Annotated in this window: 13 protein-coding genes; 6 read left to right on the top strand and 7 right to left on the bottom strand. The window is 72.8% G+C overall.

Annotation, left to right across the window (positions count from 1 at the left end; all coding sequences use genetic code 11):
* The first annotated feature begins 69 nt into the window (after positions 1-69).
* Both BIV04_RS00560 and BIV04_RS00555 read left to right on the top strand, forming a co-directional pair.
* The gene (locus BIV04_RS00560) at positions 70-897 is read left to right on the top strand and encodes an RNA methyltransferase (protein ID WP_071253330.1); all 828 of its coding nucleotides are present in this window, start codon (positions 70-72) and stop codon (positions 895-897) included.
* Positions 894-2,126: a D-alanyl-D-alanine carboxypeptidase family protein gene (locus BIV04_RS00555; protein ID WP_143048487.1), complete on the top strand. Its 1,233-nt coding sequence runs from the start codon at positions 894-896 to the stop codon at positions 2,124-2,126. Before BIV04_RS00560 ends, BIV04_RS00555 begins: the two co-directional genes overlap by 4 nt.
* Before the next feature lie 54 nt (positions 2,127-2,180).
* Here the strand turns inward: BIV04_RS00555 and BIV04_RS00550 are convergent, their stop codons facing one another.
* Entirely contained in the window at positions 2,181-2,969 is a 789-nt protein-coding gene (locus BIV04_RS00550) for an SGNH/GDSL hydrolase family protein (RefSeq protein WP_071253326.1), read from the bottom strand.
* 22 nt (positions 2,970-2,991) lie between these two features.
* Between BIV04_RS00550 and BIV04_RS00545 the strand changes: the two genes are divergently transcribed.
* The 4 genes from BIV04_RS00545 to BIV04_RS00530 all read left to right on the top strand — a co-directional run bounded on the left by BIV04_RS00545 (position 2,992) and on the right by BIV04_RS00530 (position 7,698).
* Entirely contained in the window at positions 2,992-4,194 is a 1,203-nt protein-coding gene (locus BIV04_RS00545; protein ID WP_071253324.1) for an acyl-CoA dehydrogenase family protein, read from the top strand.
* A gap of 79 nt (positions 4,195-4,273) precedes the next feature.
* Positions 4,274-5,557, top strand: coding sequence for a DNA polymerase IV (gene dinB, locus BIV04_RS00540; protein WP_071253322.1), 1,284 nt, complete (start codon positions 4,274-4,276; stop codon positions 5,555-5,557).
* An 11-nt stretch (positions 5,558-5,568) separates the two neighbouring features.
* A complete protein-coding gene (locus tag BIV04_RS00535; RefSeq protein ID WP_071253321.1) occupies positions 5,569-7,425 on the top strand; it encodes a DEAD/DEAH box helicase in 1,857 nt (618 codons plus the stop codon).
* 18 nt (positions 7,426-7,443) lie between these two features.
* A complete protein-coding gene (locus BIV04_RS00530) occupies positions 7,444-7,698 on the top strand; it encodes a hypothetical protein (RefSeq protein ID WP_043594977.1) in 255 nt (84 codons plus the stop codon).
* On the opposite strand, the gene BIV04_RS00525 is transcribed toward BIV04_RS00530, so the two are convergent.
* The 6 genes from BIV04_RS00525 to BIV04_RS00500 all read right to left on the bottom strand — a co-directional run bounded on the left by BIV04_RS00525 (position 7,647) and on the right by BIV04_RS00500 (position 14,066).
* Positions 7,647-8,213: a hypothetical protein gene (locus tag BIV04_RS00525; RefSeq protein WP_071253319.1), complete on the bottom strand. Its 567-nt coding sequence runs from the start codon at positions 8,211-8,213 to the stop codon at positions 7,647-7,649. The genes BIV04_RS00530 and BIV04_RS00525 overlap by 52 nt on opposite strands.
* Positions 8,214-8,304: 91 nt before the next feature.
* Positions 8,305-8,853, bottom strand: coding sequence for an adenylyltransferase/cytidyltransferase family protein (locus BIV04_RS00520; RefSeq protein ID WP_255364096.1), 549 nt, complete (start codon positions 8,851-8,853; stop codon positions 8,305-8,307).
* 38 nt (positions 8,854-8,891) lie between these two features.
* Complete coding sequence (locus tag BIV04_RS00515) at positions 8,892-10,340, bottom strand: hypothetical protein (RefSeq protein ID WP_071253317.1); 1,449 nt, start codon at positions 10,338-10,340, stop codon at positions 8,892-8,894.
* On the bottom strand, positions 10,337-11,158 hold the full coding sequence (locus BIV04_RS00510) for a CDP-alcohol phosphatidyltransferase family protein (RefSeq protein WP_255364095.1): 822 nt from the start codon (positions 11,156-11,158) through the stop codon (positions 10,337-10,339). The genes BIV04_RS00515 and BIV04_RS00510 overlap by 4 nt, the downstream gene beginning before the upstream one ends.
* Positions 11,155-12,417 carry a glycosyltransferase family 4 protein gene (locus tag BIV04_RS00505; RefSeq protein WP_071253315.1) on the bottom strand — a complete coding sequence of 421 codons (1,263 nt, stop codon included), beginning with the start codon at positions 12,415-12,417 and terminating at the stop codon, positions 11,155-11,157. The genes BIV04_RS00510 and BIV04_RS00505 overlap by 4 nt, the downstream gene beginning before the upstream one ends.
* Before the next feature lie 77 nt (positions 12,418-12,494).
* Complete coding sequence (locus BIV04_RS00500) at positions 12,495-14,066, bottom strand: sugar transferase (protein WP_083396027.1); 1,572 nt, start codon at positions 14,064-14,066, stop codon at positions 12,495-12,497.
* Between the last annotated feature and the right edge of the window lie 530 nt (positions 14,067-14,596).

Raw genomic sequence — 14,596 nt, 5'->3', positions numbered from 1 at the left:
TAAACGCGTCCCCCTCCGAATCGATTCCAGCGGTCGCCCGTCCGCCGGGGCCGTCCCCCGTGGAGCACCGTGCACGTCACCCGCATCACCGACCTCGACCACGAGGCCCTCGCCGACTACAACCGGCTCACCGACGTCGCCCTGCGGCGCGTGTCCGAGCCCGAGGGCGGGCTCTACATCGCCGAGTCCACCAAGGTCATCGAGCGGGCGCTGCGGGCGGGCCACGTGCCCCGGTCGGTGCTGATGACCGACCGCTGGCTGCCCGACATCGAGCCCCTCGTGGCCGACCACGAGGGCGAGATCTTCGTCGGCGACGCGGCCCTGCTCGAGACCCTCACCGGCTACCACCTGCACCGTGGGGCCCTCGCCGCCATGCACCGTCCCGAGCTGCCCTCGGTCGGGTCGGTGCTCGACGGCGCCCGGCGCGTCGTCGTGCTCGAGGACATCGTCGACCACACGAACGTGGGCGCCATCTTCCGGGCCGTCGCGGGCCTGGGGGCGGACGCCGTGCTGATCACCCCGCGCTGCGCCGACCCGCTGTACCGTCGCAGCGTCCGCGTCAGCATGGGCACCGTCCTGCAGGTTCCGTGGACGCGCCTCCCCGAGTGGCCGGCCGGAGCCGGGCTGCTGCGCGAGGCGGGGTTCGAGGTGGCCGCCCTGGCGCTGAGCGACGACGCGGTGACCCTCGACGCCTACGCGGCCGCGCCTCCGGACCGCGTCGCCCTGCTGCTCGGCACCGAGGGTGACGGGCTCAGCCGCGCCGCCCTGCAGGCCGCCGACACCGTCGTCACCATCCCGATGCTGCACGGCGTCGACAGCCTCAACGTGGCCGCCGCCTCGGCCGTGGCCCTCTGGGCACTCCGCGTGCCGACGGGCGGGTCGGAGGCGGTCGCGTGACCGGCGTCGACGGGCGACGTCGCCCGGGTGTCGTCCGGAGGCGCGTGGGCGTGATCGCGCTGCTCGCCCTGGTCGTCGCCGTCGGCGGGTACGTCCCCCTCGCGCTGCTCAGCCCGCTGGCGCCCGCCGCGGCGGACGTCGCCGCCTACACCGCACCGGCCGAGGCGAGCCCCGACCTGACCTTCCCCGCGTACGGCGCGACGGCGGTCGAGGCGATCGGCTGGGACGACAGCCTGACGACGAGCGGCGACGAACGGCCCCGCCCCATCGCGAGCATCAGCAAGGTGGTCACGGCCCTCGTCGTCCTCGACGAGAAGCCGCTCGACGGCGGCGACGGCCCGACCCTGACCTTCGGCCCGGCCGAGGCGGCCCTGGTCGACGCGTACCGGGCGCAGAACGGCAAGGTGGCGCCGATGGCGGCCGGTCAGGCCCTCACCGAACGCCAGGTCCTCGAGGTGATGCTGATCGAGTCGGCGAACAACTACGCCGAGGTGCTGGCCCGGTGGGCGTTCGGCAGCGACCAGGCGTTCGTCGACGCCGCGGCGTCCTGGCTCGCCGACCACGGCCTCACCTCGACCACGCTCGTCGAGCCGACGGGGCTGTCACCCCAGAACACGAGCACCTCGACCGACCTGATCGAACTCGGCCGGCTGGCCCTGGCCGACCCCGACGTCGCCCGCACGGTCGGCACGACGACGACGACCGTGCCCGGCATCGGCGAGATCAGCAACAGTAACGAACTGCTCGGGCTGGACGGCGTCGTCGGCATCAAGACGGGCACCCTCGACGAGGCCGGGGCCTGCCTGTTGTTCGCGGCCGACTACACGATCGGGGGGCAGCAGGTCACGGTCGTGGGCGCCATGCTCGGTGGAGTGGACCACGACCAGCTGGACCGTGACGTCCAGGCCCTGCTCGCCAGCGTGGCCGATCGTTTCCGGACCGTCACGCTGACCACCCGCGGCGACGCCTTCGCCGACTACGACCTGCCCTGGGGCGACGCCGCCCGCGCAGTCGCCGCGGAGGACGCCAGCGTGCTCGTCTGGGGCGACGAGACCGTCAAGGCCTCGGTCGAGACCGACGACGTGGGGGCGGCCCCGGCCGGCACCCGCGTCGGTGACGTCACCTTCACCGTCGACGGAGAACGGCACGTCGTGCCCCTCGAGCTCGACTCGACCATCGGCGAGCCCGGGGCGTGGTGGCGGCTGACGCACCCCGACGAGGTGCTCTGACGCGACCGCTCGGACTGCGACCGTTCTCACCGTGACCGCTCGGACGCCGACCGATCAGACGTCGTCGCGGTAGACCATCGTGACGGCGTCCGGCCGCTTGGCCTGGACGAAGTCGCCCGACGACTGGTGCCGGATGCGGCGCACGACCCAGGGCACGAGGTACTCGCGGGCCCAGCCCATGTCGTCGGCCCGGGCGCTGCGCCACGGTCGACGCTCGAGCGGCTCGGGCGAGTAGGGGGCGAGGTCGTTCTCGACCGCGAGGGCCTGCAGGACCATCCGTGCGATCGTGTGGTGGCCGAGAGGGCTGAAGTGCAGCCGGTCGGGTGCCCACATCCGTGGGTCGACGAGCTGCCGCAACGCCCACATATCCGCCACCACGGCGTCGTGCCGCAACGCGATGGCGTGGACGTGTTCGTTGTAGATCGCCACCTTGCCGCGGAGGCGACCGAGGACGGGGGTGAGGCCGATGTCGGGCCCGGTGAAGACCACGACCGTGGCGCCGTCGGACCGCAGCCGTTCGACCAGCCCCTCGAAGCGCGCGGCGACCTCGTCCGGGTCGGTGCCGGGGCGGATGATGTCGTTGCCCCCGGCCGAGACCGAGATGAGGTCGGGTCGCAGGGCGAGAGCGGCCTCGGACTGCTCGTCGTCGATCTGCTTCAGAAGCCGTCCCCGGACGGCGAGGTTCGCGTAGGCGAAGTCCTCGGTCGAGGAGCCGAGCACCTCGGCGACGCGGTCGGCCCACCCCCGGTGGCCCCCGGGGGAGCGCTCCTCGGGGTCGCCGATCCCCTCGGTGAACGAGTCGCCGAGGGCGACGTAACGGGACCACGGGTGTTGCTGACTCATGCGACCAAACTACTCTCGACGCGTGCCCGCACCGAAGCCCGCCTCCGCGTCCGACCCGACCCGCGCCTCCTGGTCGCCCGACGAGCTGCTGCCCGACGGGCTGCTCGAACGCTTCCGGGGGAGGGCCGCGCGCCACGACCACGAGAACACGTTCCCCCACGACGACCTGGCCGAGCTGCGCGAGCGCGGCTACCTGCGGGCCTTCGTCCCGACCGACCGAGGAGGCGCGGGTCTCGGACTCGAGCAGGTCGCGTCCCTGCAGTCGCGCCTCGCGACCGCGGCCCCGGCGACCGCGCTGGCGGTCAACATGCACCTGGTCTGGACCGGGTGCGCGGCCGTGCTGCAGGCCCGGGGCGACGACTCGCTCGACCTCGTCCTCGAGGACGCCGCGCACGACGAGGTCTTCGCCTTCGGGGTGAGCGAGCCCGGCAACGACCTCGTCCTGTCCGACTCGACGACCTCGGCCGAACCCACGGGCGACGGCGGCTACCGGTTCACCGGCACGAAGGTCTCCACCTCGCTCTCGCCGGTCTGGACGCGCCTCGGCGTCTTCGGACGGGACGACTCCGACCCGGACTCGTCGACCCTCGTCCACGGGTTCGTGCACCGCGACCAGCCGGGCCACGCCTCGCTCGAGGACTGGGACACGATCGGCATGCGCGCGACACAGAGCCACACGACCCGACTCACCGGGGTCGAGGTTCCCGCCTCGCGCATCGTCCGTCGACTGCCCGTGGGCCCGAGCGCCGACCCGTTCCTCTTCGCCGTCTTCGCCGTGTTCGAGACGACCGTCGCCGCCGTGTACCGGGGCATCGCCCGCCGGGCCCTCGAGCTCGCCGTCGAGTCCGCACTCGGGACGACCTCGCGGCGCGCCGGGGGAGCGGCCCGGGCACTCGACCCGGTCGTCCGGTGGCGCGTCGCCGACGCGGGACTGGCGGTCGACGGGCTCGAACCCCAGGTGGACCAGGTCGCCCGGGACGTCGACGCGCTCGTCGACCACGGGGCCGACTGGCCGAGGCTCGTGGTCGGGCTCAAGACGCGCGCCACCGAGACGGCCCGCGCGGTGGTCGAGCAGGCGGTCACCGTCGCCGGGGGCTCGTCGTACCAGTCGTCCTCCGAACTCGGACGCCTGCAGCGCGACGTCCTCGCCGGTCGCTTCCACCCGTCGAGCACCGACTCGGCGCACGCCACGATCGCCGCCGCGCTGCTCGGACCGGGGTCCTGACGGGGTCGTTCTCCGGGGCGACCCAGGGCGCCGCGGCCCGGGCGACGCCGATGTCGGTGGCGCATGTGAGGATGCTCCGGTGAGCAAACAAGACGGCAGCGGGCGGCTCGTCACCACGGTGCCGACCGACGACGCGACCGCGCCGATCTTCCACGTCGACATGGACGCCTTCTTCGCCTCCGTCGAACTGCTCGACCACCCCGAGTTGCGGGGCCGACCCGTGGTCATCGGGCACCGCTCCGACCGATCGGTCGTCACGGCCGCCACCTACGAGGCACGCAAGTACGGGGTCAACTCGGCGATGCCCATGGCGATCGCGTTGCGTCGCTGCCCGCAGGCGATCGTCCTCGAACCGCACTTCGAGAAGTACCAGCACTGGTCCTCGCGCGTCATGTCGATGTTCGACGACGTCACGCCGCTGGTCGAGCGCCTCGGCATCGACGAGGCGTTCCTGGACGTCAGCGGATCGATCCGCCTCATGGGCTCCCCGTTCGAGATCGCGACGGCGCTGCGTCGACGGGTGCACGCCGAGACCGGCCTGCATTGCAGCATCGGTGCCGCGTCCACCAAGTTCGTCGCCAAGCTCGCCTCGAGCGTCGCCAAGCCCGACGGGCTCCTGCTCGTACCGCACCGCCACACCCTGGCCTTCCTGCATCCTCGGCCGATCAGCGCCCTCTGGGGCGTGGGCGGCAAGACCGAGCAGGTGCTGCTCGACCGCGGCCTGCGAACGGTCGGTGACGTCGCCGCCGCCCCCCTCGACATGCTCGTCCATGCGGTCGGGCCGGCTGCCGGCGCGAAGCTGCACGACCTGGCGTGGGGCCGCGACCCGCGCAGCGTCCACACCGAGACGGCCGAGAAGAGCGTCGGCAACGAGAACACCTTCGGCACCGACGTCGTCGACCCGGTCGTCGTCCGGCGCGAACTCCTCCGCCTGAGCGACAAGGTCGGCACCCGCCTGCGGGCCGCCGGTGTCAGTGGTCGCACGGTCGTGCTCAAGCTGAGGACGACCGACTTCGTGACCATCACGCGATCACGCACGCTCGCCGATCCGACCGACCTCGGTCGCCGCATCTACGACGAGGTCGTCTCGTTGTACGAGGCCACGGGCAAGCAGCACGAACGCATCCGGCTCGTCGGCGTGCGCGTCGAACAGCTCAGCGAGGGGACGGGCGGCGACTCGCTCGGCCTGTGGGACGACGACGCCGACTGGCGCGAGGCGGAATCGACCATGGACGCCCTCCGGGCCAAGTTCGGGTCGGCCATGCTGACGCCGGCCTCGCTGCTCGGCGCCTCGCGACGTCGGCCCGGCGCATCCGGTCGGGACGCGGGCGCCGCGTCCGTGGACGACGCCGGTCGAGGGTAAACTCGGGTCGAGTGAGCACCGCCAACGCATCCGACCCCGCCGGGGGTGAGCAGAACCTCGACGGCACGTCGTCCGACCCGCTCGACGTCGGCGTCTCGGCAGGCAACTCGGCTGCTGAACACCTCTCGCCCGCGTTCCCCGAGCGGGCCGCCTGGGGCACCGCCAGCAAGTTGCGCGCCTGGCAGGCCGACGCCCTCGAGCTCTACTTCTCGACGATGCCGAGGGACTTCCTCGCGGCGGCCACTCCGGGTGCCGGCAAGACGACCTTCGCACTCCGCCTCGCCACCGAGCTCCTGTCCCGCGGCGAGGTCGACCGCGTCGTCGTCGTCGCCCCCACCGAGCACCTCAAACGCCAGTGGGCGGACGCCGCCGACCGGGTCAACCTCCGCCTCGATCCGATGTTCAAGAACGCCGACGGCACCTTCGGGCGGCACTACCACGGCATCGCCGTCACCTACGCCCAGGTCGGCATGAAACCCGAAGTGCACAAGGCCATCACGACGGCCGGTCGCACCCTCGTGATCCTCGACGAGGTGCACCACGGCGGTGACGCGCTGAGCTGGGGCGACGGCATCCGCGAGGCCTACACCGGCGCGACCCGCCGCCTCTCGTTGACGGGCACCCCGTTCCGGTCCGACACGGCGCCGATCCCGTTCGTGCAGTACGCCCCCGACGAGCACGGCATCCGCACCTCGAGGGCCGACTACTCCTACGGCTACGGTCGCGCCCTCGCCGACGGCGTCGTGCGCCCCGTCCTCTTCATGGCGTATGCCGGGCAGATGCGCTGGCGCACCCGGATGGGCGACGAGATGAGCGCGTCCCTCGGCGAGGCCGTGACGAAGGACATCACGGCTCAGGCCTGGCGCACGGCACTGTCGCCCCAGGGCGACTGGATCCCGGCCGTCCTCTCGGCGGCCGACAAGCGTCTCACCGAGGTGCGCCGGGGCGTTCCCGACGCCGGCGGTCTCGTCATCGCCACCGACCACACCGCGGCTCGGCAGTACGCGGCCGTGCTGCAGAAGATCACGGGCGAGCGCCCGACCGTCGTCCTGAGCGACGAGAAGGCCGCCTCCGACCGCATCCAGGCCTTCTCCGACGGTGACAGCCGCTGGATGGTCGCCGTCCGCATGGTGTCCGAGGGCGTCGACGTCCCCCGCCTCGCCGTCGGCGTGTACGCCACCTCGGCCTCGACGCCGCTCTTCTTCGCCCAGGTCGTCGGTCGTTTCGTCCGTGCGCGGCGGCGGGGTGAGACCGCGTCGATCTTCCTGCCGAGCGTGCCCAGCCTGATGGCCCTGGCCAACCAGCTCGAGCTGCAACGCGATCACGCACTCGACCGGCCCACCGACGCCGACGACGGGTTGTTCGCGCCCGAAGAAGACATGATGGCCGCGGCCAACCGTGACGAGAAAGCGTCGAGCCTGCTCGAGCAGCAGCCGTTCGAGGCCCTGGACTCGCAGGCCTCGTTCGACCGGGTGCTCTACGACGGTGGCGAGTTCGGTACCGGAGGCGAGATCGGCAGCCTCGAAGAACTCGACTTCATCGGCATCCCCGGTCTGCTCGAGCCCGATCAGGTGCGCGACCTGCTTCGACAGCGCCAGGCCACCCAGGCCCGACGGGCTCCGAAGACGGGGTTGCCCACGACGACTCCGGTCGACGAGGCCCGGCCGCTCTACCAGACCATCAAAGAGCAGCGGCAGGAGCTCAGCCGGCTGGTGTCGATCTGGTCGCGTCACTCGAACGAGCCGCACGGGCTGATCCACGCCGACCTCAGGCGCATCAGCGGGGGCCCGTCGGTCGCCCAGGCCAGCACCGACCAGATCCAGAAACGCATCGACGTGCTCCGCGGTCGTCTGGGCCAGCGCGCCTGACCCGGGTACGATCGACCGATGCTCGACGAGAACGTCCCCGATCGGTGGACCGTGCGCGCCGACCCCGAGGCGGCACCCGAGGCGGTCGTCGAGCGCTTCGGCGGCGGGTACCGGCTGAGCCGGTGGAGTCCGACCGACGCCGAGCCGGCCCGGCTGGGCGTCTACACGTCCCCTGAACTCGCCGAGACCGCCTGGTGGCGACTCGTCGACCGCGAGCAGGGTCAGGGCAGGCGGACGATGTCGACCAGGCGGACGGGGCTCGAGGACGCCTGAGGGACGCCGCCCCGGGCCACGCGGGCCTCGGTTCCGCTGATCGGGTCGAGCACCGACACGCCGTCGTCGACGCACAGCAGCACCGGTCGGACCTCGAACGGTCGTCCTCGGCCGAGTGCATGGAGCCCCTCCGCCCACCGACGGTCCGAGGGACGAGGCGTCGCGGCCCCGACCCTCTCGAGGACGAACGCCACGGTCCCGGCGCCGAACTCCGTGGCGACGGCTGCCAGGGCATCACCGTAGTGGTCCAGGGCGGAGGTGTCGGGCACCTCGGGGATGCCCTCGAGCGGCACCATGAGGGGCAGGGGGACGTCGTCGTCGTCGAAGAACAGCGTCCAGAGCTGACGACGCACCGCCACGGGGACGATGGCCTCGACGTGCCGGACGAGGTCGCGGACGTCGCGGACGGGCGCGTGCGGATCGGCGACCCCTGCCGGGTCGGACGCGTCGCGGGACCCGATCGCGTCGGCGGGAGGGCGGTCGAGGGTGGTGGCGAGGACCGAGGTGAGTGTCATGGGTCGAGCATCTCGGGCCGCCACCACGCTCGGGGGGTTCTCCCCAGCCGCACCCGTCGACGACGGTCGATGCCCGGCTGGGGAGGACCGGTCAGCCCTGGAGCCGGACGGAGTCGCCGACGGTGACCGGTTCGGCGCCGTGGCCCGGTGCACCGGAGAGGGCCCGGAGCGCCCGGCGGAGGACCGTGCTGGACGTGCTCATCGTGTACGGGAAGTACACGACCTCGACCCCGACCGCGCCGAACTCACGTTCGAGTCGGAGGCCCTTCTCGGTGCCCCGCCAGTCGTCGCCCTTGAAGAACACGTCGAAGCGCAGCTCACGCCAGACGTCCATCTTGTCGGGCACGGTCTCGGCGTGGACGCCGTCCACGACGTCGATGTGACGCACGATCTCGAGTCGTTCGGCGAGGGGGACGACGGGCGAGATCCCCTTCGTCACCTGCAGCATCTCGTCGGACACGACCCCGGCGATGAGGTGGTCGCACTGCGCGGACGCGTGCCGCAGCAGGTTCAGGTGGCCGATGTGGAACAGGTCGAAGGCGCCGGCCGCGTAGCCGACCCGGCCCGCGCCTCCTCGTCCGTTCCCGACCTCGACGGGGTCGAGGGCGAGGCCGGTGGCGGGGGTGGGGATGACGTCCACGGGTGTGGTCCTCTCGTCAAGGTGGTGCTCGGGTGTGGTCACGACAGGGCACCGGGCCGACGTCGGAGGCGGGGGAGGTCCTGGAGCGGACGGGACCCGCCGGCGTGGTCGACCAGGTCGGCGATGCTGAACGAAGGAGCGGGTTCCTCGACGGGGTGACGGACGTCGTCGTCGAGCCAGGTGGCACGCACCAGGACCCGGCGCCACGGGGGCACGCCGGTCAGCACGACGCCCACGGGCCGGACGTCCAGGCTGAGCAGCTCGGCGCTCAGGCTCCGGAGGGACTCCACGGTCGTGACCCCGGAGCGGACGACGAGCAGCACGCCGTCGACCTCGTCGGTCACGCTGCGCAACGCGAGCGGGTGGGAGTCGCTCGAGGCCTGGACGACGGAGACGTCGTAGTCCTCCCGGAGGGCGGCAAAGAACGCGTGGGTCCCGGAGCGGACCAGGTGGCGGGACGACGCCACGACCCCGTCGGGCACCGGCACGCGGTCGTACCCGTGCCGATCGGCCTCGACCTCCTCGGGCACGGCGCCGACGGGCACCGTCGACGGGCGCGAGAGGGTCCGGGTGTCGAAGTCGGACTGGACCAGGGCGCAGGTGGCACCGAGTTCGACGACGGCGCGCGCGAGGCCGCCGTCGACGCCGACCGCCTCGCGGACCGAATCCGTGCGTGCCAGCAGGAGCGTGGCGGGCAGCGCGCCGCCGCGCAGTGCCCGCGTGTTCTGGACGACCTCGCGCAGGGCCGTGCGGGTCCGGGCGGAGGAGACCCCGGTGACCGGATCGTCGCCGTGTCGGAGAGCCCCGGGGAGCTGTCCCACGACCGGGAGCCCCGTGATCCGGCGGACGTCGTCGACCGTGTCGACCGTCGGTCGGGCACGGGACAGGACGAGCGCGCCGGCGAGACCGACGGCCAGGCCGGCCAGGAGTCCCGAGAGGACCGTGAGCGCGAGGCCGGGTTCGTCGGGCGTCGTCGGCACGGCCGCGGGGGAGGTCAGGTCGAGTGCGACGGTCTGACCGCCCGACCCGGCCTGCGACTCGACGCGGTCCACGACAGCCGAAAGGCTCTCGGCGACGTCGTCGGCCAGCGAGGCCGCTCCGTCGGCCGTGCCGGCCGTCGTCTGCACTCGGAGGACGGCGGTGCCGCCCGGGTTGACCACCGAGACCCGTTCGGCGAGTTCGTCGACGGGGACGCCGAGGTCGGCCGCGACCGGCCCGAGGACCTCGGGGCTCGTACCCAGCTCGGCGTAGGACGACACACGCTGCTGCGCGAACTGCCCGCGGGCCGCCAGGCCCGATTCCGGCGACTCGACGCGGACGAGGAGGGTCGCCTCGGCGCGCCATCCCACCGGGGCGAGCTGCGACGCGCCGACGCCGGCGGCCACCCCGAGCAGGGCCGCCACGCCGACGAGTGCGGCATGGCGTGACACGGCCCGACCGAGGCCGCCGACGAGGGCACGTCGGGCCGGGGCGCCCTCGCGACTCACGGCCTCGACCCGATCGACGGGGGCGTCACGGACTTCAGTTCGCGGAACCACTTCGGCAAGGCGAGGACGAGGTAGCCGGCGTTGGCGACGAGGAGGGCGAGGTAGACCACGGTGAACGCGGGCGGCCAGGCCAACAGGACGAACGCGAGGCACATCAGGCCGTAGTCCGTCGGGACGACGGCCAGGGAGTAGAGCAGTCCCGTACGTCGTCCCACGGGCGCGGCGACGCCCGTCCGGACCGCCTCCGCGCGGCGGAGCTGGTCGGTCAGGACGATGGCGAAGAAGGCCACCGTCGCCACGACCTGGTAGACGAGCGGCGCGGCCAGCAGGGCCTCGCGACCGTCCGGTTCACGCAGCCACGACGCGAAGACGGCCAGGTGCAGCACCGCGATCTTGGTCGCGTCGATGACGTGGTCGAGCCATTCACCCGCGGGGCTGCCGCCACCGCGGAGGCGGGCGACCTGCCCGTCCGCCGAGTCGAGCGCGTATCCCACGACGAGGAGCAGGACGACGGCCAGGGCCGTGCCGATGCCGGACGGCGCGAGGGCGAGGACGGCGATGCCCGCGAAGGTGCACGCGGCACTCAGTGCGGTGACCTGGTTCGGCGTCGCACCCAGCGTGTAGGCCACCGCGGCTGCCCAGCGACCGAGGCGGCGGTTGACGAAGCGGGAGTACGCGGGCGCACCCGTCGACGGCTTCTGGGCCGACGCGAGGGCGGCGAGGGCGGGTCGCACGGCACGGGGCACGGCCGGTCGGGCCGAGGCCGCCTCGGCGGTCGCGGTCGCCTCGGCGGTCGCGGTCGCGGTGGTGTCGCTCACGAGGCCACCGCCAGCGAATCGACGTCGGCCGTGTGCAGTTCGCGCGTGACGACGGCACCGATGCGGCGGCGCATGCGTTCCGGCGTGAATCGCTGCAGGTAGGCCTCGCGAGCGTGGCGCCCGGCGACGGCCAGGGTGACGACGTCCATCGACGCGAGGATCGACGTCAGGCCGTCGACGTCGCGACGGTCGAAGAGCCAGCCCGTGCGGCCCTCGTCGACGACCTCCTCGGGACCGCCGGAGCGGCTGGCGATGACGGGACGCCCCTGGCTGAACGCCTCGAGCGTCACGAGTCCGAACCCCTCGAGGGTGTCGGTCGGCAGGATGACCGCGTCGGCGTCGCGCAGGTAGGGCGACGCGTCGTCGACCTCTCCCACGACGGTGACCGTCTCGGGCCGCGAGACGATCGCGGCGACCAGAGCGGGCACGTCCACGGAGGAGCCGACGGCCGGGGGACCGCCCAGGACGACGAGCTGGCCGGGGCAACCCGCCGCGTTCCAGGCGGTGAGAAGCGTCGCGTGGCCCTTGTGACCGTTCCATCGGCTCGCCACCACGTACTGGGGCACACGACCCTCGGTGCGCTCGATCGCGTCGATCGACCGGTCCGAGACGCCGTTGTGGACCACGACGGCGCGCGAGTCCTCCGAGAGGCCGGACGAGTCGAGCACCGAACGCGACACGGCGACCAGCGAGGTGCAGGCGCGGGCCAGGGGACGGAGGCCACGTCGGTCACCGTCGCTCCAGGGCTCCTGCAGGTGTCCCACGACGCGGCGGACACCCATGGCCCGGGCGACGGGAGCCACGACGAGACAGGCGCTCGTCGCGCAGTAGACGAGGTCGAAGTGGCGTCCCGACAAGCGGAGCGCCGTGCGAGCCGCGTCGCGGGCCAGACGGACGAGTCCGAGCGGCCCGAGCCGGGTCCGGCGAAGGATCGGCAGGGGCGTCCGCTCGACGCGCGCCCCGAGCTCGCGCAGCCTCGGGCCCAAGGGCCCGACCGCGACGTCGGAGGGCAGCCAGACCGTGACGTCGAGGTCGTCGCGGGCGGCGAGCTCGCCGACCACCTCGAGGACGATCCGGTCCGAGCCGTACATCTCGTCGGACGAGTGCACGAGCAGCACGCGGCTGCGACGCGATCCCCTCCGGCGGCGGGGGAGCTCGGGCAGGTCGACGCCCGGGCTGGCGTCCTCCCGCGTGGCCGGTGCGGCGGTCGCCGCCGGTGCGGACTCGCGGTCCCGGTAGTGCCTGATGTCGACGGACATGCTTTCTCCCCTGTCGTCGTGAGCGTGGTCCGGGCCCGTGAACGGCCCGTGGTGGTCTCGGATGCTGCTGGAGGGGCTCAATACGCTCCCCGGTGTTCGAAGAGCACGCGCACGGTCCGCCACATGATGACGAAGTCGACCGTCAGCGACCAGTTCTCGACGTAGTAGAGGTCGAGGCGGACGCTCTCCTCCCAGCTGAGGTCGCTGCGCCCGTTCACCTGCCACATGCCCGTGAGACCGGGCTTGATGTAGAGACGTCGGTGGACGTGGTCCTCGTATCCCTCGACCTCGCGCGGGAGGGGCGGCCGGGGCCCGACGACGCTCATCTCGCCCCGGACGATGTTCCACAGCTGGGGCAGCTCGTCGAGCGACCAGCGGCGGAGGACACCGCCGACGCGGGTGACCCGGGGGTCGGACTTCATCTTGAAGAGGAGGCCGGCGCCCTCGTCGGCCTGCGTCAGGTCGGCCAGGCGGCTCTCGGCGTCGACGACCATCGAACGGAACTTCAGCATCTCGAAGGTGCGCCCGTCCCGGCCGACCCGTCGCTGACGGAACAGCACCGGGCCGGGGCCGTCGAGCCGCACCGCGAGGGCGACCACCGCGAACACCGGCGCGAGGACGACGAGGGCGGCGGACGCCAGCACCAGGTCGGACAGACGCTTGAGGGCGTGCCTCGGGCCGTCGAACTGAGGCAGCTCGACGTGCATCAGGGGAAGACCCTCGACCGGACGGTAGTGGATGCGCGGCCCGGCGACGTTCGTCAGTCGCGAGGCGATGACGAGCTCCGTCGCGCGTCCTTCGAGCGACCATCCGAGGTCGCGGAGGTACTCGCGGCCACGACCGGGTTCGCCGGCGACGATGACGCTCTCGGCGCCGAGACGCCAGACCGCACGGGGGACGCCGTCGAGGTCGGCCACCACGGGGACGACACGGCTTCCGACGACGATGCCTCGCGGGTCGGCGTCCGGGACGGCGGCCCCGACGACGTCGTACACGGCACCGCTCGTCTTGTCGATGCGACGGACGACGTCGGCGATGTCGTCGCGCGATCCCACGATGACCGCCCTCGAGAGGTAGTGGCCCTTCGCACGCTGGCGCTCGAGCCAGCGCCGCATCGTCCACCGGCCGACGACCAGGCCGGCCCCGCCGACGGGCAGCGCCACCAGGAAGTACCCCTCGCCGCCGATGTGCCCGACCGAGGCGAACCCGATCGCCACGACGGCGAAGGCCCAGACGCTGGCCGTGAGCAGGCGCTTGTACTCGACGACGCCGCTGCCCACGACCGCGAGGTCACGGGTGCGGTGCAGCGTCAGGCACAGGGTCCAGACCAGTCCCACGACGACGGGCAACCCGGGCGAGCCGACCGACTCGACGAGGGTGGACGCGTCCGAGCCCCGACCGGCGGCGATGGCGCGCGCGGCATCGACCGCGACGGCACCGACGATGCTCAGGGTCAGGACGACGGTGTCGACGAGGCGGAGACGGCGCCGGTAGCGGCGGGCCCAGGCCGCGCCGGACTCGGCGTCGTGGGTCGCGGCCGGGGAGGCGAGGGGCGCCTCCGACTCGGGCAGGTCGAACGGGGGGTCGATCCGTCGGGGTGACGACGGTCCGACCAGGACTGAGCGGAGTTCGCTCTGCGTGCTGGACATCGGGTCTCGGGTTCGGGTAGGGGACGGCACGCCCACGTCGGTGGTGGCGACGGGGCGGTGGCGGGCGGTCGATCGAGGTTCGGGTTCGATCGACCGCCCAGGCGTCGCGCCGGAGCACGGGCGTCACGAGGGTGCGGGACGTCCGGCGGGGCGGCGACGGGCGCGTCGGGCAGCGGGTCTGCTCGACGCACGATTCGGGTCGGTGCGGTGATGCGGGAGCAGATGCTCCCGGTGAGAGGGTCGGGTTTCTCGGTTCCTGGTGATTTCGGGTCGACCAGGAGGATGCTGTGACTCTAGTTCGGGGGGCACCCGACACAAGAGCCTATCAAGACCCCCCGTTCGGGGGCGGTCGTGTCCCCCCTGTTGCCGACACCCGAACGGGTGACTCTCGACCCCCGTCGTGTCACCCGTGCGGGGGTGACAAGGAGCCGTGAAACGCGCCGGCGCGGCGTGTCCCTCCGCGGGCAGGACGTGGAGACCACCGCGGTCTCGGCGAAATGCCTGGTCAGATGCCGGTACTCGCTCACGGA

It is taken from the genome of Frigoribacterium sp. MCBA15_019 (genome assembly GCF_001864945.1).
Classification (GTDB): Bacteria; Actinomycetota; Actinomycetes; order Actinomycetales; family Microbacteriaceae; genus Frigoribacterium.
The sequence above is the reverse complement of the archived record's forward strand: the minus strand, read 5'-3'. Positions and strand labels throughout refer to the sequence as shown.

Bases quoted from the DNA above. Each gene is read 5' to 3' on its own strand.
- BIV04_RS00550 (WP_071253326.1), bottom strand. From the start codon at position 2,969: ATGAGTCAGCAACACCCGTGGTCCCGTTACGTCGCCCTCGGCGACTCG.
- BIV04_RS00530 (WP_043594977.1), top strand. From the start codon at position 7,444: ATGCTCGACGAGAACGTCCCCGATCGGTGGACCGTGCGCGCCGACCCC.
- BIV04_RS00525 (WP_071253319.1), bottom strand. From the start codon at position 8,213: ATGACACTCACCTCGGTCCTCGCCACCACCCTCGACCGCCCTCCCGCC.
- BIV04_RS00505 (WP_071253315.1), bottom strand. From the start codon at position 12,417: ATGTCCGTCGACATCAGGCACTACCGGGACCGCGAGTCCGCACCGGCG.
- BIV04_RS00500 (WP_083396027.1), bottom strand. From the start codon at position 14,066: ATGTCCAGCACGCAGAGCGAACTCCGCTCAGTCCTGGTCGGACCGTCG.